General features: G+C 73.6%; 16 protein-coding genes and 1 riboswitch. Of the genes, 4 read left to right on the top strand and 12 right to left on the bottom strand.

Annotation, left to right across the window (positions count from 1 at the left end):
* Positions 1 to 167: 167 nt before the first annotated feature.
* The 5 genes from FHG89_RS33045 to FHG89_RS19940 all read right to left on the bottom strand — a co-directional run bounded on the left by FHG89_RS33045 (position 168) and on the right by FHG89_RS19940 (position 6,488).
* Positions 168 to 830 carry a hypothetical protein gene (locus FHG89_RS33045; protein WP_167517475.1) on the bottom strand — a complete coding sequence of 221 codons (663 nt, stop codon included), beginning with the start codon at positions 828 to 830 and terminating at the stop codon, positions 168 to 170.
* A 118-nt stretch (positions 831 to 948) separates the two neighbouring features.
* Entirely contained in the window at positions 949 to 2,013 is a 1,065-nt protein-coding gene (locus FHG89_RS19925; protein WP_425280192.1) for a coiled-coil domain-containing protein, read from the bottom strand.
* Positions 2,014 to 2,018: 5 nt separating this feature from the next.
* A riboswitch (cyclic di-AMP (ydaO/yuaA leader) is annotated at positions 2,019 to 2,150 on the bottom strand.
* 142 nt (positions 2,151 to 2,292) lie between these two features.
* Positions 2,293 to 3,210, bottom strand: a complete 918-nt coding sequence (locus tag FHG89_RS19930; RefSeq protein WP_139585905.1) for a cation diffusion facilitator family transporter — start codon at positions 3,208 to 3,210, stop codon at positions 2,293 to 2,295.
* A gap of 109 nt (positions 3,211 to 3,319) precedes the next feature.
* Positions 3,320 to 5,437, bottom strand: a complete 2,118-nt coding sequence (locus FHG89_RS19935; RefSeq protein WP_139585906.1) for a HelD family protein — start codon at positions 5,435 to 5,437, stop codon at positions 3,320 to 3,322.
* 109 nt (positions 5,438 to 5,546) lie between these two features.
* On the bottom strand, positions 5,547 to 6,488 hold the full coding sequence (locus FHG89_RS19940; RefSeq protein WP_139585907.1) for an alpha/beta fold hydrolase: 942 nt from the start codon (positions 6,486 to 6,488) through the stop codon (positions 5,547 to 5,549).
* A gap of 170 nt (positions 6,489 to 6,658) precedes the next feature.
* On the opposite strand from FHG89_RS19940, the gene FHG89_RS19945 reads away from it, so the two are divergent.
* Positions 6,659 to 7,285, top strand: a complete 627-nt coding sequence (locus FHG89_RS19945; RefSeq protein WP_425280193.1) for a carbonic anhydrase — start codon at positions 6,659 to 6,661, stop codon at positions 7,283 to 7,285.
* A gap of 176 nt (positions 7,286 to 7,461) precedes the next feature.
* On the opposite strand, the gene FHG89_RS19950 is transcribed toward FHG89_RS19945, so the two are convergent.
* The gene (locus FHG89_RS19950) at positions 7,462 to 7,791 is read right to left on the bottom strand and encodes a hypothetical protein (protein ID WP_139585908.1); all 330 of its coding nucleotides are present in this window, start codon (positions 7,789 to 7,791) and stop codon (positions 7,462 to 7,464) included.
* Positions 7,792 to 8,098: 307 nt separating this feature from the next.
* Between FHG89_RS19950 and FHG89_RS19955 the strand changes: the two genes are divergently transcribed.
* The gene (locus FHG89_RS19955) at positions 8,099 to 8,590 is read left to right on the top strand and encodes a DUF3145 domain-containing protein (protein ID WP_139585909.1); all 492 of its coding nucleotides are present in this window, start codon (positions 8,099 to 8,101) and stop codon (positions 8,588 to 8,590) included.
* Between the two features lie 84 nt (positions 8,591 to 8,674).
* On the top strand, positions 8,675 to 10,411 hold the full coding sequence (locus FHG89_RS19960) for a glycoside hydrolase family 3 protein (RefSeq protein ID WP_139585910.1): 1,737 nt from the start codon (positions 8,675 to 8,677) through the stop codon (positions 10,409 to 10,411).
* A 9-nt stretch (positions 10,412 to 10,420) separates the two neighbouring features.
* Here the strand turns inward: FHG89_RS19960 and FHG89_RS19965 are convergent, their stop codons facing one another.
* Positions 10,421 to 11,086, bottom strand: a complete 666-nt coding sequence (locus tag FHG89_RS19965; protein WP_139585911.1) for a lipoprotein — start codon at positions 11,084 to 11,086, stop codon at positions 10,421 to 10,423.
* Positions 11,087 to 11,225: 139 nt separating this feature from the next.
* Between FHG89_RS19965 and FHG89_RS19970 the strand changes: the two genes are divergently transcribed.
* Complete coding sequence (locus FHG89_RS19970) at positions 11,226 to 11,444, top strand: hypothetical protein (protein ID WP_139585912.1); 219 nt, start codon at positions 11,226 to 11,228, stop codon at positions 11,442 to 11,444.
* 52 nt (positions 11,445 to 11,496) lie between these two features.
* Here the strand turns inward: FHG89_RS19970 and fabF are convergent, their stop codons facing one another.
* The 5 genes from fabF to FHG89_RS19995 form a co-directional block, all read right to left on the bottom strand.
* On the bottom strand, positions 11,497 to 12,723 hold the full coding sequence (fabF, locus tag FHG89_RS19975) for a beta-ketoacyl-ACP synthase II (RefSeq protein WP_139585913.1): 1,227 nt from the start codon (positions 12,721 to 12,723) through the stop codon (positions 11,497 to 11,499).
* 2 nt (positions 12,724 to 12,725) lie between these two features.
* On the bottom strand, positions 12,726 to 12,965 hold the full coding sequence (locus FHG89_RS19980; RefSeq protein ID WP_074474691.1) for an acyl carrier protein: 240 nt from the start codon (positions 12,963 to 12,965) through the stop codon (positions 12,726 to 12,728).
* Positions 12,966 to 13,050: 85 nt separating this feature from the next.
* Entirely contained in the window at positions 13,051 to 13,995 is a 945-nt protein-coding gene (locus FHG89_RS19985) for a beta-ketoacyl-ACP synthase III (protein ID WP_139585914.1), read from the bottom strand.
* On the bottom strand, positions 13,992 to 14,948 hold the full coding sequence (locus tag FHG89_RS19990; RefSeq protein ID WP_139585916.1) for an ACP S-malonyltransferase: 957 nt from the start codon (positions 14,946 to 14,948) through the stop codon (positions 13,992 to 13,994). Before FHG89_RS19990 ends, FHG89_RS19985 begins: the two co-directional genes overlap by 4 nt.
* A gap of 78 nt (positions 14,949 to 15,026) precedes the next feature.
* Positions 15,027 to 16,319, bottom strand: coding sequence for a PucR family transcriptional regulator (locus FHG89_RS19995; protein ID WP_244295646.1), 1,293 nt, complete (start codon positions 16,317 to 16,319; stop codon positions 15,027 to 15,029).
* Between the last annotated feature and the right edge of the window lie 24 nt (positions 16,320 to 16,343).

Raw genomic sequence — 16,343 nt, forward strand, 5'->3', positions numbered from 1 at the left:
CCCGTCCCTTGCGCAAGATCCGGGCACCTTCCCCGATGTTGCTGCCTCCGGCGCGCGGAAGGCAGCAACATCCCTGATCCTGCCCGGATCTTGCGCAAGGGACGGGCACGCCGGCGCAAGGTCGTGCTCGATCCAGAATCGAGTGGCATCCCACGACGCCGAGGCCACTACTTCCTGGATGTAGCGCGATCATGGCCGGCCGGTCCGGCGGGTCCGACGGGTCCGGCGGGTCCGGCGGGTCCGGCGGGTCCGGCGGGTCCGGCGGGGGCGGATCCGCCAGGTCCGGCGGCGGGTCGGGCGCGGTCGGCGCGATCACGACCAGCGCGACCAGCGCGACCAGCAAGTCCAGCGCGGGCTGACTGCGGTGCGCGGGTGGGGTGGCGGCCCCACGGCTTGTAGGTGGAGAGCACCGTCGCGATGATCATCAGGCTGGTCGAGACGGCGGGGGCGATCACCAGGTCGGCGCGGTCCCGGGCGGGCAGTGCGGCGCCCAGCGTTCCGGCGTGGCGCAGGTTCGGCGTGAGCAGGAACAGGACCAGCCCCACCATCACGGTGGTGATCACGAGCTTGACAAGTACCCAGCGGTAGCGCAGCAGTCCCCACGGGGTGAGCAGTGCGCTGGCCACGCCGATCAGCCAGACCAGCACGCTCAGCGGCGCGAACAGCACGGTGCCGAGCAGCGCGGTGACCGGGTAGACGGCGGCCGGGTCGGCGCCGCTCTGGACCGCCACGCCGAGGGTGAGCAGCACCAGGTCGGTGCCGAGCCAGCCGAGGGAGGTGACCAGGTGCAGGGTGAGCAGCGCCTTGCGGGCCGTGGGCGGAAGTCGCATGGGAACGATGCTGCCGCCGGGCCCCCGCCGGGTCGTCCGACCGTCGGCGACATCCGGGGTACGCCCGCTGACGTACCCGTGGCCGGCACCCCGCTTCGGGCGCCGGCCACGGGTGAGGTCAGTACACCGACAGGTGCACGTGGTTGGTGTGGTCGCTGGACGGGTCGCCACCCGCCCCGCTGTACGACTTCCACCCGCTGCTGGGCAGCCAGATCTGCCTGTACCAGATCACGTACAGCACGGCGAGCCGGTCGGCGTTGCGGATGAAGTACGCGGCCAGGTTGTTGCCGTACGTCTTGTCGCCGCCGGTGGCGTCACCGCCGAAGCCGTTCTTCTGCGCGGCGAAGTCGCAGGCGCGACCCTTGGGGTGTTCGCCGGAGCCGCCGGAGCGGTGGCAGGAGACGTACCTGGTGAAGCCGGCGGCCTTGGCCTGGTTGAGCGCGTGCAGGGTGCGCGGGGTGATGCAGCCGCTGGCCGGGGTGGGATCGTTGATGCTGCACGACTCCGAGGGCCAGGAGCCGTCGGAGTTGCGCGGCGCGGCCGTGGCGTTCGCGCTGGAGGTGCCCCGGTTGGAGCCGCTGTCGGCGGTGGTCTGCGGCTTGGGTGTGGTGGCCACGGTCAGGGCGCGTTCGGCCTGTTCCTTGCGTTTGGCCATCACCGCGACCTGCTTGCGCTGCTCGCGGATCTCGCCGTCCAGGGCGACCCGGGTGCGGGTGGCCTCGTCCTTGGTGGCGAGCAGGTCGCGCAGCACCCGGTCCTCGTTGGCGGCGACCGCGTCCAGCGCGGCGGCCCGGTCCATGAAGCCTTCCGGGGTGTTGCTGTTGAGCAGCGCCGACATCGCGCCGAGGCGGCCGGTGCGGTAGGCGACGCCGGCGATCTCGCCGACCTTGCCGCTGCGGGCGTCCAGCTCGGCCTCGGTGGTCTTGAGCTGGGTGGCGAGCTGCTGCTGCCGCTGCACGGAGGTGTCCAGGGCGCGCTTGGCGTCCAGGTACCCCTTGCTGGCGGCTTCCAGTTGCGCCCGCAGCGCCGGGGTGCCGCCCTCTTCGTCGCCGTCGGGCGCCGCGGCGGCCCGTTGGGTGGTCGGGGGAGCGGCCGCCGCGCCGGCCGGGAGTGCGACGCCGAGGGCGAGCATCGCGACGATCAGGGCCGCCAGGCGGGCGGCGGGTGGTCGTGCTGGTGCCACTACTCATGTCCTTCCGTCAGCCGCCGACCGGGTTAGCTGACGGGTTCGGGACGGAAGATCCCTACCGCTGACGCGGATGCACCCCTGGAACATGGTTCCCCGGTTCGCCCGCTCGGGCGATTAGGCGGCGGCCGCCACCGGCGCCGGGAGGGCGCCGCCTGGTGGAGGCCGGGACCGAGCCTACCGGGGCAGGTGGGGCGCTTGCAGCCGATGTGACGGACGGTGCGTGCGCCATGACCAAAAAGTCAGACAAATCCGAGCGTACTTCTCTAAACGCGGTCACCATTCGACCGAGCCGCAGGCGCCAGGTGCGGCACCGGGCTCGATCTGGAGCGTCGCGTGCTCGATCCGGAAGTCGTCCCGCAGGGCGGTGCGCGCGGCGCTGAGCACCGTGCCGACCTCCGCTCCGGGCGCCATGGTCAGGTGCGCGGAGGCCACCTCCATGCCCGAGGTGAGCGTCCAGACGTGCAGGTCGTGCACCTCGACCACGCCGGGCACGGCGGCGAGCCGGTCGTGTACGGCGGTGACCTGGAGGTGCTCCGGGGCGGCCTGCACCAGGATGCGGACGGCGGCCCGGCCGAGTCGCCACGTGCGCGGCAGGATGAACACGCCGATGGCGACCGCGACCAGTGGGTCGGCCCACCACCAGTCGGTGACCGTGATGAGCAGCGCCGCGCCGATCACGCCGAGCGAGCCGAGGAGGTCGCCGAGTACCTCCAGGTACGCCCCCTGGAGGTTGATGCTCTCCCGCGCGCCGGCACGCAGCAGCGCGAAGGCGGCCACGTTCGCGAGCAGACCGAGCACGGCGACCGCGAGCATCGGGCCGGCCAGCACCTCGTGCGGGTCACCGAACCGGCGGATCGCCTCGATCACCACGTAGACCGCGACACCGGAGAGCAGGACGGCGTTGGCGAGCGCGGCGAGCACCTCGAGACGGTAGAGCCCGAAGGTGTGCTGCGGGTCGCCGGTCGCCCGGCGGGTGGCGGTGATCGCGGCGAGTGCCATGCCGATGCCGAGCACGTCGGTGAACATGTGCCCGGCGTCGGAGAGCAGAGCCAGCGAGCCGGTGCGGAAGGCCGCCACCGCCTCGACCACCATCAGGGCGGCGAGCAGCCCGAACGCTGCCCAGAGCCGTCCCCGGTGCTGGTGTGCGGCATTGGCGACCGACGCGTGGTGGTGGTCATGACCTGCGCCCACGAAACCCACCCTCCGTCGCCAGTCGGAACCCGGTCAAATGTATGCGCACATCGCTATGTGTGCAACTGTACGGCGGCGCCCGGCCCCGACGGTGCTGGTCCGGGCCGGATCAGCCGGTCGGGTCGACGGTGGTGAGCCGCTGCGTGGCCCGGGAGAGCGCGACGTAGAGCGTCCGCACCCCGGCACCCGGATCCGCCCGGATCTCGCTCGGGGCGACCAGCACCACCCCGTCGTACTCCATGCCCTTGGCCTCCAGGCTGGTCACCACCTGAAGGCGCGGTGCGCCGAGCGTGCCGAGCCAGCCGGCGACCTCGTCGCGGCGGGGGACCGGCGTGATCACGCCGACCGTGCCGTCCACCTCCGCCAGCAGACCAGTGGCCGCCTCCACGACGGCCGTCTCCAACCCGGCGGCGGGCACGACCAGCTCGACCGGGTCGACCCCGGTGGACCGCACGGCCGTCGGCAGCGGCAGGTCCGGGTAGAGCCGGCGGATCTCCGCCGCCGCCACCGCGAAGATCTCCGACGAGTTGCGGTAGTTGGTGGTGAGCGTGAAGTCGTGCCGCTTGCGCCGGCCCAGCGCCTGGTCCCGCGCGCGGGTCAGCTCCTCCGGGTCGCCGGTCCACGCCGTCTGCGCCGGATCGCCCACCACCGTCCAGGACGCCAACCGACCGCGCCGACCGATCATGCGCCACTGCATCGGCGAGACGTCCTGCGCCTCGTCGACCACCACGTGCGCGTACTCCCGGTAGTCCGCCGGCCGCTCCCGGGCCGCCGCCCGCGCGGCGCGCTGCCGGTCGCCGAAGGTGCTCAGCTCGCGGACCCCGCCCGCGAGCTGGAACGGGTCGCGCCGCGCCCGCGCCGGCTGCGCCGGCTTGCCGAGCAGCGCGTCCAACTCGTCCAGCAGCGCCACGTCCGCGATGGTCAACCCGGTTGAGTCCAGCTCCCGGTACGCCGCGCCCAGCAGCCGGATCTCCGCGCCGGAGAGGATCCCACCCGCGTAGCGGCGCAGGCGGTCCGGTCGGGCCAGCCAGCCGAGCACGTGCCGGGGGTGCAGTCGCGGCCACCAGGCCTTGAGGAACTCCCGGAACTCCGTGCGCTCGGCGATCTCGTCCTCGAAGGCCCGCTGCTCCGGCAACCGGCCCACGTTCAGCCGGCGGGCCTGCGCCCAGAGCGCGGCGAACACCCCGTCGAAGCCGGCCCGCCGTACCTCGTTGCGCCGGGCGCCCCGGTGCAGCGCGCGGTCCCGGATCGCGTCCAACTCGGCCCGGTCCAGCCGCAGCAGCGCACCCCGGTAGAGCAACCGCAGCTCGCCCGGCCCGCCCGGCACCGCGTCGCGCACCGCCCGCTCCAACACCCGGCGCATCCGCAGTGAACCCTTCACCGCAGCCACCTCAGGCGGGTCGGTGCGGGTCGCGGTCATACCCGGGAAGAGGGTGCCCAACGAGTGCAGGGTCGCGGTGTCCTCACCGAGCGACGGCAGCACCGAGGCGATGTACTCGACGAAGACCGACGACGGGCCGACCACCAGGATGCCGCCGCCGGCGTACCGGCTGCGGTCGGAGTACAGCAGGAAGGCGGCCCGGTGCAGGGCGACCGCCGTCTTGCCGGTCCCCGGACCACCGGCGACGATCGTCACACCGGAACCGGGCGAGCGGATCGCCTCGTCCTGCTCCCGCTGGATCGTCGCCACGATGTCGCGCATGCCCCGGCCGGTGGCCCGCGACAGGGTGGCCAGCAGTGCGCCGTCACCGACCACCGTCATCCCCTCCGGGGCGGCGGTCGGGTCCAGCAGGTCGTCCTCGATACGGGTGACCCGTTCACCACGCGACTGGATGGTGCGGCGACGCACCACACCCAGCGGCTGGTTCGGGGTGGCCTGGTAGAAGGCGGCGGCGGCCGGCGCCCGCCAGTCGACGACGAGCGTGCTGGCGTCCTCGTCGCGGATGCCGAGCCGCCCGACGTGCAGCGTCTGCCGTTCCCGCAGGTCCAGCCGGCCGAAGACCAGCCCCTCGTGCTCGGCGTCGAGGGTGTGCCGCCGCTGTGCGGCGTGGAAGACCATCGCGTCGCGTTCGACGAGCGCGCCGAACGTGCCCACCCGCGCCATCCGGTAGCCGTCCCGCTCGGCGCGAACCGCCGACCGGCGCAGCTCGGCCAGCCGGGCGTACACCCGGTCGAGGTGCCGTTGCTCTACGGCTATCTCCTGCTCCAGGGCGGTCTGGTCGGTCAACGCACGCTCCTTCGATGTCGCCGGCAGACGGCGCGAACCGCGCGGGCCAACCGCAGAAGGGTACGGCCCCGAGCCCGGCCCGCCGCGCCCGAGGTGCGCGAACGTGCGCTCAGGCGCCCGTGCCGGCGGAAGTCGCGCCGCCCACCGGCGTCCCGGCGAGTACGCGACGCAGGACACCTGTCAACGCGGAGTTCACCTCGTCCGGGCGTTCCATCATCAGCATGTGCCCGGCGCCTGGGCAGACGGTCAGCTCGGTGGCCGGCAGCGCCGCGGCGATCGACTCGGCACACGGGGGCGGGGTCAGCCGGTCGCGGTCGCCGACGAGCGCGGCGGCCGGGAGGTGGGCCAGCGCGGCGAGGGTGTCCAGCCGGTGCTGGGCGCCGATGGAGGCGCGGAAACCACCGATCGAGCGCAGCGAGGCGCGGGCGACCGCCGAGGTCACCAGCCGGATGTCGGCCGGTTCGCACCGGTCGCCGAAGAGCATCCACCGGATGCTCGGTTGCAGCGCGCGCAGCAGCGCCCGGGGCGCCCGCCAGGACCCGCACCGGGCCAGCACCCCGGCGCCGGTGGTCTCGGCGAGCCGGATCAGCCGGGCGATGCGGGGCGAGAGGCCGTACACCGTGTGCGTGTGCCCCTCGGCGGTGGTCGAGACGAAGACCAGCCCGGCCGTACGGGCGGCGAAGTGCGCGGGATGGCGGTGCGCGTACTCCATGATCGTCATGCCGCCCATCGAGTGCCCGACCAGGACGGCCCGCCCGGTCGGCGCCACGGTGTCGAGCACGGCTGCCAGGTCGTCGCCGAGCTGTGCCAGGGTGGCGGTCGGCAGCGCCATGCAGCTGGACCGCCCGTGCCCCCGCGCGTCGTAGGTGACCACCCGCACCGCCCCGCCGCCCGCTGCCGCGGTGAGCGCCTCGACCTGCCGGTGCCAGGCACGCCCGTCCAGAGTCCAGCCGTGCAGCAGAACGGCCGTGACCTCAGCGTCTGCCGGTCCCGTCGCCTCGACGTGCAGCCGCACACCGTCGGGCATACCGACCTCGAAACGCTCCGGCATCGCCACCTCCCCAGGGCCGCCCGGCACCATCAGCACCGGGATACCCGGCGGTAACACCGGCTACCCGCCATCAGACCACGTCAATCGCGCCGTGACGAACATTCCCGACCCCGCCCGCGAACCGTGCACGGCGGGCCAAGCTGAACGGCATGGGGTCGTCGGGAGCGCCCTTGGGCGCGACGCCGGAGCCGGAGCGGCTGGCCGGTGGCACGCCCCGCGCCGCGCTGGCCGACCTGCTCAGCGGCAACCGGCGGTTCGTCAGCGGCCGACCGATCCACGGACACGACGTGACGGCCGCAGCGGCGACCGCCTCCGGCGATCAGCAGCCGTACGCCGTGGTGCTCGGCTGCATCGACTCGCGGGTCCCGCTGGAGGCGATCTTCGACCAGACCTTCGGCGCGATCTGCGTGATCCGCACCGGCGGCCACGTGCTCGACCGCGCGGTGTGCGGCTCCATCGAGTACGTGGTCGGCCAGCTCGGCGTACCTCTGGTGATGGTGCTCGGCCACGAGCGGTGCGGCGCGGTGGGCGCCACGGTGGACGCGCTGCGCGGCGGTGAGCGCCCCGGAGGTTCGCTGGCCCACCTGGTCGACGAGATCGCCCCGGCGGTGCTGGAGGTGGGGTTGGACGACCCGGCGGTGCTCGCGCTGGCGATCCGCCGGCACGTCCGCCGCACGGCTGACGCCCTACGGGTCGACGACCTGCTGGCCGGGCCGGTCGGCGCGGGGCGGGTGGCCGTGGTTGGTGGCCTCTACGACCTGGCCACCGGCGAGGTGGCCCTGATCGACCCGGCCTGACTCCGGCCCCGGCCTGACCCCGCTCGGCTCCAGCGCGGCCCGCTCCGGGGCCGGGGTGCCGCGCGCGCCCCCACGTGCTGGATGGCCCGAGCGCGGCGTACCTGCGGGTCGTGGACGCGAAACCGCCCGCCGGGACATCCCGGCGGGCGGTTCGGCGGTGCTGTGGTGGGGAGAGGTCAGCCCTCGAAGACGCCGGCCGCGACCAGGCGCTTCTCGGTGGCCTCCCAGCCGTCGTTCGGGTAGGTGGTGGCCAGGTTGTTGATCTCCGCCCGGATCTTGGCGGCGTGGCCGGCGGCGGCCAGCACCCGGATCTCCTCGACGAAGGCGTCGGAGTCGGTGCGCAGGTGCGCGGTCTTGCCGTTGGTCAGGTTCCGCACGTAGGCGTGCTTGCCGCCGTTGAGCGGGATGAGGTACTTGAACTCGCCCAGCACGCTGAGGGCGCCACCCTGGCCAGCCTGGCCGGCCCGGACGGACGCGCGCGCGGTCTTAGAGGTGTTGCTCGCCACGGAGGTACTCCTTGCAAGACGTACGGGAGGACTGGACGTCCGGGGGCTGTGTGCGGACCACACTGACTCGGCCCGCGAGGGTGTAACGCGGCATAAGCCGCCGGTGGAACTGTACATGACCACGACATCAGGCTGGTCGTCGCGGTGTCCTGAGAGGCAACGGAGACCACCCGTCCGGCTATTCCACCCGGCGTTTTTTCCGATTCCCTGGCGCACCATCCGTCACACGAGTCATCATGTGTTGCAGCAACCACTCGGGTGGACGAGGTCGTAGGGGAAGACGCACCTCGCTCTCCGGGAGGTCACCGTGCCAACGCGTGGCGTCGTATACGTCCACTCGACCCCGCTCGCCGTGTGCTCGCACGTCGAGTGGGCGATCGCGCGCGTCCTAGCCGCGCCGGTCAACCTGCAGTGGACGGCTCAACCCGTCGATACCGGCGCCCGCCGGGCCGAATGCGGGTGGACCGGTCGTCCGGGGACGGGCGCCGAGCTGGCTGCTGCCCTACGGCAGTGGCCCATGATCCGTTTCGAGGTCACCGAGGAGCCGAGCGCCGGCGCCGATGGTGAACGATTCATGTACGTGCCGGCCCGTGGTCTGTTCCGGGCCACCGTCGGCGCGGCCGGTGACATCCAGCTCGGCGAGGACCGGCTGCGGGCCCTGATGGCCGGCTCCCGTGCCCCGGAGGCGTTGGCGCACGCTCTGGACAAGGCGCTCGGCACCGCGTGGGACACCGACCTGGAGCCCTACCGGTACGCCGGGGACGGTGCGCCGGTGACCTTGCTCACCAGGGTCGGCTGACCAGGCGGTCACCCTGGTGCTCACCGGGCGGCGACCACGCCGACCGGTAAGGTCAAGTTGCCCCGATAAGGGGGAACTGGTGGGATGGTCGGCGTGCCGATTCGCCCGCTACGCGCCAGCGTCGCCGTCGCCGCCCTGACCGCCCTGCTCGTCTCCGGCTGCTCGGGGACGCCGAAGGGCCCCGAGCCGACGCCCGGCCCGACCGGCACGTCCGCCGGCCCCAGCGCCCCCGCCACGACGCCGCCCGCCGACCCCGCCGCCCGTGCCGCCGCTCTGGTCGCCACGCTCTCCGACGAGGACCTCGTCGGCCAGGTGCTGATGCCGTACGCGTACGGCGACTCGGCGACGAAGGTCTCACCCGGCTCGGCGGCCGGCAACCAGGCCCTCGCCGGTGTCGACACCCCCGCCCAGATGATCACCAAGTACCGGTTGGGTGGGCTGATCCTGGTCGGGTTCAGCGCGGACGACCCGACCAAGGGCAACCAGGAGACCACAAACGTCGACAACCCGAAGCAGGTGCACGAGCTGACCATGGGACTGCGCGCCGCCGCCGCCCGGCTCGCCACCGGCCCGGCGCCCTTCCTGGTCGGCACCGACCAGGAGTTCGGCGTGGTCACCCGCATCAGCGACGGCGTCACCGTGCTGCCCAGCGCCCTCGCGGCCGGCGCGGCAGGCGACCCGAAGCTCACCGAGGCCGCGTGGCGGGCCGCCGGCACCGAACTGGCCGCCATGGGGATCAACGTCGACTTCGCCCCGGTCGCCGACGTGCTGGCCACCCGCAGCACCGTGATCGGCTCCCGGTCGTACGGGGCGGACCCGAAGCGGGCCGCCGCGCAGGTCGGCGGCGCCGTCCGAGGCCTCCAGTCCGGTGGCGTCGCGGCCACCCTCAAGCACTTCCCGGGGCACGGCCACAGCGCCGACGACTCGCACCAGGACCTGCCGGTGCTCACCCAGTCCGCGGCCACGCTGAAGAGCGGCGCCTGGCCGCCGTTCACCGCCGGCATCGACGCGGGAGCGATGGCCGTCATGTCCGGGCACCTGGACGCGCGGGCCATCGACCCGGGGACCCCGGCGACCTTCTCGCACAAGCTGCTCACCGACGTGCTGCGCGGCCAGCTCGGATTCCAGGGCGTGGTGATCACCGACGGGATGAACATGGCGCCGGCGAAGCGCTGGGCGCCCGGAGAGGCCGCCGTCCGCGCGTTGAACGCCGGCAACGACCTCATCCTGATGACCCCGAACGTCGGCCAGGCGTACGACGGGCTGCTCGCCGCGCTGCGCGGCGGGTCGCTGCCCCGGGCCCGGCTCGTCGAGGCGGTCACCCGGGTGCTCACCATGAAGTTCCGGCTCGGCGGGCTGCCGACCGCGCCGATGTCCACGCTCAACACCCCGGCGCACCGGTCGGCCGCGGAGGCGCTGGCCGCCGGCGCCGTCACCGTGCTGCGCGGCGCCTGCGGTGGCGCGGTACGCGGACCGGTGACCGTCACCTCGTCGGACGGCCGGGACGGCACCCGGGCGGCCCTCACCTCCGCGCTGACCGCGGCCGGCGTGTCGGTCAAGCCCAGCGGCGGCACGGTGGTCCATTTGGTGGGCTATGGCGACGGTGACGGTGACCTGCGCGCCGACGCCGCCGTCACTGTCGCCATGGACACCCCGTACGTGCTGGCCAAGGCGAAGTCGCCGACACTGCTGGCCACGTACTCCTCCACCCGGGCGTCGATGACCGCACTGGCCGCGGTGCTGGCCGGCAAGGCCCGACCCGGCGGGCGCTCGCCGGTGGCGGTGCCCGGCCTGCCCGCCACCACGTGCGTCAGCGACTGACCCGGGATCTCACTTCGGGGTCGCGAGGCCCCGCACCGCGAGCCGGTACGCCGGCAGCACGTCGCCCCGTTCGGTGACGAGGCCCTCGTTGACGGTGAAGACCAGGGTCTGCCCCGTCGACTGGACGGCCAGCGCCCAGGCTCGCGACGTCTCCCCGGTCAGCTCGCTGGTGGTCAGCCAGGTGGTCTCGGTGGCGTCGAAGGCGCCGGCCCGGACGTCGCGGAACTGCTGGCCGCTGACGGTGTCGTCGGTGCCTGCGGCGAACCCCTCCAGCACGGCGCGCGGCGCGAGCGCCGGCGAGTCCGCCGTCCAGATCCGCAGGAATCCGCCGCCGGCACGTCGCCCGTCCACCTCGCAGCGGGCGGTGGTGCCGCCCTGTCTGGTGAGCGCCTCACCGATCAGCTCGGCCAACTCGCCCTCGGGGACCTCGACCGCCTCCGCCGTCCACCCGTCGGCAAGCGGAAACGAGACCGGTATCGGGCAGGGCGAGCCGGTACCGCCGGCGGTGCCGCTGGACGGGGCCGGGGCCACCTCGTCGTACCAGGGCTCGCCGGTGGCCTGCGGGGCCGGCTGCCCGGTCGTCCGCCCGGCGGGAGCGCCGGACTCCTCGCCGCAGCCGGCCAGCAGGCAGAGGGTGAGGGCGCCCAGCGCGGCGGCGCGGGTACGAGTGTCCATGGCGGCGAGTCCCCCGTGAGTCGATCTTCAGTCGGCCCATCAAAGCGGTACGGCACCGCGACGTCAATCGGGCTTGTGTCGCACCGCCGTCGGGGAAATCGGGTCGCCCCGCCCCGGCTCGGTCTGACAGCCTTCGCGGATGGGCGTGGCAGAGGGATTCCGGTTCGTGCACCGGGCGGACGGCACGGTGGTGATAACCCATCACGGGCGGGTGGCCGGCACGCTGCGCGGCGCCCGGGCGGCGCAGTTCCTCGCCGAGGTCGACGACGACCCGCAGTTGGTGATGGCCCGCTGGACGGGCAACTACCGCCGGGGCAACGAGCGCGCCGCGCGGCAACACCCCCGCAACCGGGGGTGAGAACGCGCAGCGGGCCCCCTCCGGTGCAAAGGAGGCCCGCTGCGGGGCAGGCTCAGGGACGCGTGAACACGAGCGCCACGTTGTGCCCGCCGAAGCCGAACGCGTTGTTCAGCGCGGCGGGGATCTCCATGTGCCGGGCCTTGTGCGCGGCCACCTCAAGGGTGAGGCCGGGCTCCGGGTCGTCCAGGTTGATCGTCGGGGGGACGACGCCGTCGCGGATGGCCAGGATGGTGGCGATCGACTCCAGCGCGCCAGCCGCACCGAGCAGGTGACCGGTCATCGACTTGGTGGCGGCGAGCACCGGGTGATCGCCGAGCGCCTTGTGCAGCGCGCCGATCTCCAGCATGTCACCGACCGGGGTCGAGGTGGCGTGCGCGTTGACGTGCACGATGTCCCGCTTGGCCACGTCCGCGTCCGCGATCGCCTTGGCGATGGCCCGGATGGCGCCCTCACCCTCGGCGTGCGGCTGCACGATGTCGTACGCGTCGGACGTGATGCCGGCGCCGGCCAGACGCGCGTACACCCGGGCGCCTCGGGCGGCGGCGTGGTCGGCCCGCTCCAGCACCACCACGCCCGCGCCCTCGCCGAGGACGAAGCCGTCGCGGCCGGTGTCCCACGGGCGGGAGGCGCGCTCCGGTTCGTCGTTGCGGGTCGACATGGCCCGCATCGAGCTGAACCCGGCGATCGGCAGCGGGTGGATGACCGCTTCGGTGCCGCCGGCCACCACCACGTCGGCGCGGCCGGCGCGGATGATGTCCAGACCGAGCGCGATCGCCTCGGCGCCTGTCGCGCAGGCGCTGGCCACCGTGTGTACGCCGGCCTTGGCGCCCAGCTCCAGCCCGACCCACGCGGCCGGGCCGTTCGGCATGAGCATCGGGATGGTGTGCGGGGAGACCCGCCGCGGCCCGGACGCCTCCAGGATGTCGTCCTGGGCGAGCAGGGTGGTGGCACCGCCGATACCGGAGCCGACGCTTACCGCCAGGCGCTCGGAGTCGATGCCGGAGTCGGTCAGGCCGGCATCCGCCCAGGCCTGCTGGGCCGCGATGAGCGCGATCGCCTCGGAACGGTCGAGCCGGCGCAGTCGGACCCGGTCCAGCACCTCGGACGGCTCCACGGCCAGCTGGGCGGCGATCCGGACCGGCAGTTGCTCGGCCCACTCCTGGGTGAGCGCACTCACCCCGGAGCGGCCGGCGAGCATGGCGTCCCAGGTCGACGCGACGTCCCCGCCAAGCGGGGTCGTCGCGCCGAGCCCGGTGACGACGACGTCAGGACGACTCATGATCAGGACTGCGCCTCGATGTAGCTGACGGCGTCCCCGACGGTCTTCAGGTTCTGCACCTCGTTGTCCGGGATCTTGACGCCGAACTTCTCCTCGGCGGCCACGACGACCTCGACCATGGACAGCGAGTCGACATCGAGGTCGTCGGTGAAGGACTTCCCCTCGGCCACGTCGTCCGGGTTCACCCCGGCAACCTCTTCGAGGATCTCGGCGAGGCCGCTGGTGATCTCGTCACGGGTCATTGCGGTTGGTTCCTTTCATCGGGGGTTGTCCGACGGTCGGCGTCGCCGGCCGCCACTCCTGGGCGCGTACGCGCCCGAGGGGATCTCAGGGACAGCGGACGACCTGACCGGCGTAGGTCAGACCGCCGCCGAAGCCGAACAGCAGCACCGGTGCGCCCGAGGGCACCTCCCGCCGCTCGACCAGCTTGGACAGGGCCAGCGGGACGCTCGCCGCCGAGGTGTTGCCCGACTCGACGATGTCCTTGGCGATGATCGCGTCGGGGATGTTGAGCCGCTTGGCGATGCCGTCGATGATCCGGGAGTTGGCCTGGTGCGGCACGAACGCGGCAAGCTCCGACGGGGCGACCCCGGCGCGCTCGCACGCCTGCAGGGCCAGCGGCGCCAGCGCGGTGGTGGCCCAGCGGAACACCGCCTGCCCCTCCTGCTGGATGTACGGGCGCCAGCCCTCGATGCGGACCGCGTCGCTCTTCTCCGGCACCGAACCCCAGACCACCGGGCCGATGCCGGCCGGCTCGTCCTCGGCACTCGCGGTCACCACTGCGGCGCCGGCGCCGTCGGCGAAGATGATGCAGGTGGAGCGGTCGGTCCAGTCGGTGAAGTCGGAGAGCTTCTCCGCGCCGATGACTATCGCGTTGCGCGACGCGCCGGCCCGGATGGCGTGGTCGACGATGCCCAGTGCGTACGCGAAGCCCGAGCAGGCGGTGTTGACGTCGAACGCGCCCGGCGCGGTGATGCCCAGCTTCGCGGCGACCCGGCAGGCCACGTTGGGGCTGCGGTCGATCGAGGAGCAGGTGGCGACCACGACCAGGTCGATGTCGGCGGGGCTCAGGCCGGAGTTGGCGAGCGCCTTGCCGGCGGCGGCGGTGGCCATGTCGGCGACCGTCTCGCTGTCGGCGATCCGCCGGCTGACGATGCCGACCCGGTCCCGGATCCACTCGTCGTTGGTGTCGACGAGCTGGGCGATGTCGTCGTTGGTCACCACCCGCGAGGGCTGGTAGTGCCCCATCGAGACGATGCGACTGCCAGTCATGAGAGACCTCCGGTGGGGGCGGGCGGTTGGCCGGGCGTGCCGTGTCGGGCGATGAGGTCGCGGGCGGCGGGCAGGTCGTCCGGGGTGTTCAGGGTGACGATCTCCGGGGCGCCGTCGCCCTTCAGCTCGCGCTTGACCAGCCCGGCGAGCGTGCCCGCCGGGGGCAGCTCGATCACGCCGGTCACCCCGAGGTCGGCCAGCGCGCGCATGCACAGGTCCCACCGGACCGGGGCGGTGACCTGGCGGACCAGGCGCCGCACCATCTCCTGGCCGTCCTCGACGGCGGTGCCGTCGAGGTTGGACAGCAGGATCCGCTGCGGGTCGGCGGGCGTGATCCCGGCGGCGACAGCGGCCAGCGCGGTCTCGGCCGGCGCCATGTACGGGGTGTGGAACGCGCCGGCCACCTGGAGCCGGATGACCCGGGCCTTCGCCGGCGGTTCGGCGGCGAGCTTGTCCAGCCCGTCGACCGAGCCGGCGGCGACGATCTGGCCGGCCCCGTTGCGGTTGGCGGCGTGCAGTGCGTGCGCCGCGATGGCGGCGAGCACCTCCTCGGGGTCCCCACCGAGAACGGCCGCCATGCCGGTCGGCTCCAGCGCGCACGCCGCGGCCATCTCCCGGCCGCGTACGCCGGCGAGGGTGATCGCGGCGTCGGCGGTCAGGACTCCGGCCAGCGCCGCCGCGCCCAGCTCGCCGACGCTGTGGCCGGCGGTGAGCGTCACGTTCTGCAGCGGCAGGTGCTCGGCGGCGAGCAGCGCGGCGGCGACGAGCAGCGGCTGGGTGCGGGCGGTGTCCTTGATCTCGTCCGCGTCGGCGGTGGTGCCCAGGTGCGTCAGGTCGACCCCGGCCAGCGCGGACCACGAGCGCAGGCGCGCCTCGGTGCCGGTCAGGTCGAGCCAGGGGGTCAGGAAGCCGGGTTTCTGGGAACCCTGGCCAGGACTAAGTACGGCGAGCACGACTATGACTCTCCCGGATAAGCGCCGCCGACGCGGTGCCGGCCCCGACCAAACCGCACTAGAACGCTTGGAGGTTTCCTACAAAGATCGTCGGTGATCATCATCGGTTTGGGCGGTTTTCCGGGTGGTCGGGGTCATTGTCTGAGTCGGGACCGACGAGGTCACCGGGACCGGATCCAGCCGGCCGACGGTCAGGGCCACCTGGAGCGCGAACGCGTCCCGGGGCGACAGCGGCGAGAATCCCGTCACCTCGGCGATCCGGCGCAGCCGGTACCGCACCGTGTTCGGGTGCACGAACAGCGCCCGCGCGGCGCTCTCCAGCGTGCCACCGGCCGCCAGGAACGCGTCCAGGGTGCCCAGCAGTTCGCCTCCGGCGCGCACCAGCGTCGCGTACACGTCGTGCCGCAGCCGGCGGCGGGCCTCCGCGTCGCCGGCGAGGGCCCGCTCGGGCAGCAGGTCGGCTGCCGGCACCGGTCGGGGGGCCGTCGGCCACGCGGGCGCCGCCCGGAAGCCGGACAGCGCGGCCCGCGCCGACTCCGTCGCCTCGTCCAGGCTCGGTACGGCCGGACCGACCACCACCGGACCGTCCCCGAACGCCTCCAGCAGGTTGGCCGTCGCCGTCAACGGGTCCGCCGCACCGCCCAGCACGATCACCAGCCGGTCGCCGTGCACCCCGCCGATCACCTCCACGCCGATCCGGCGGGCCTGGCGGTAGACCACGTGCAGCACGGCGGAGACCTCCCCGCCGGGGGAACGACCGACCGCCACGGCGACCGGTGGCGCGTCCGCCCAGCCCAGCGCGGCGGCCCGGCTGGCCAGCACGTCCGGCGAGTCGCCCCGCAGCAGCGCGTCGACCAGCAGGGCCTGCAACCGGGCGTCCCACGCGCCGCGCGACTCGGCGGCCCGCGCGTACACCCGGGCGGCGGCGAACGCGATCTCCCGGGAGAAGCGCAGCACCGCCTCGCGCAGTTGCTGCTCCTCGCCCTCGGCGGCCAGGTGCGACACCTGCTCCTCGACCACGTCGATGGTCACCTTGATCAACGCAACGGTCTGCTGGAGGGTGATCGACCGGGCCAGCGCCTGCGGGGCGGCGGCGAAGACCTCGTCGGAGACCTCCTGGGTGCTGTCCGCCGTGCCGCCGCCGTCCCGCAGCCACTGCACCAGCGACCGGGCGCCCGCCTGAGCCACAAGCATCACCCAGGACCGCTGGTCGGCCGGCAGGGCGCGGAACCAGGGCAGGGTGTCGTCCATCCGGGCCACGCTCGCGGTGGCGAGGGCCCCCGCCGCGCGCTCGATGCGGCGCAGCGTGGCCGTCAGCTCTCCACCGCCCGGCGTACCCACGGGCCTAGCCTGACACGCGCTGACCTGGATCTTCCGGTCGGGCCGGGGTGGGCG

Source organism: Micromonospora orduensis (assembly GCF_006228125.1).
GTDB lineage: Bacteria > Actinomycetota > Actinomycetes > Mycobacteriales > Micromonosporaceae > Micromonospora > Micromonospora orduensis.

What these genes read in the sequence shown, in the direction of transcription:
- FHG89_RS19970 (WP_139585912.1), top strand. Translation starts at nt 11,226, where the DNA reads ATGGGCGTGGCAGAGGGATTCCGGTTCGTGCACCGGGCGGACGGCACG.
- FHG89_RS19980 (WP_074474691.1), bottom strand. Translation starts at nt 12,965, where the DNA reads ATGACCCGTGACGAGATCACCAGCGGCCTCGCCGAGATCCTCGAAGAG.
- FHG89_RS33045 (WP_167517475.1), bottom strand. Translation starts at nt 830, where the DNA reads ATGCGACTTCCGCCCACGGCCCGCAAGGCGCTGCTCACCCTGCACCTG.
- FHG89_RS19960 (WP_139585910.1), top strand. Translation starts at nt 8,675, where the DNA reads ATGGTCGGCGTGCCGATTCGCCCGCTACGCGCCAGCGTCGCCGTCGCC.
- FHG89_RS19985 (WP_139585914.1), bottom strand. Translation starts at nt 13,995, where the DNA reads ATGACTGGCAGTCGCATCGTCTCGATGGGGCACTACCAGCCCTCGCGG.
- FHG89_RS19940 (WP_139585907.1), bottom strand. Translation starts at nt 6,488, where the DNA reads ATGCCGGAGCGTTTCGAGGTCGGTATGCCCGACGGTGTGCGGCTGCAC.
- fabF (WP_139585913.1), bottom strand. Translation starts at nt 12,723, where the DNA reads ATGAGTCGTCCTGACGTCGTCGTCACCGGGCTCGGCGCGACGACCCCG.
- FHG89_RS19965 (WP_139585911.1), bottom strand. Translation starts at nt 11,086, where the DNA reads ATGGACACTCGTACCCGCGCCGCCGCGCTGGGCGCCCTCACCCTCTGC.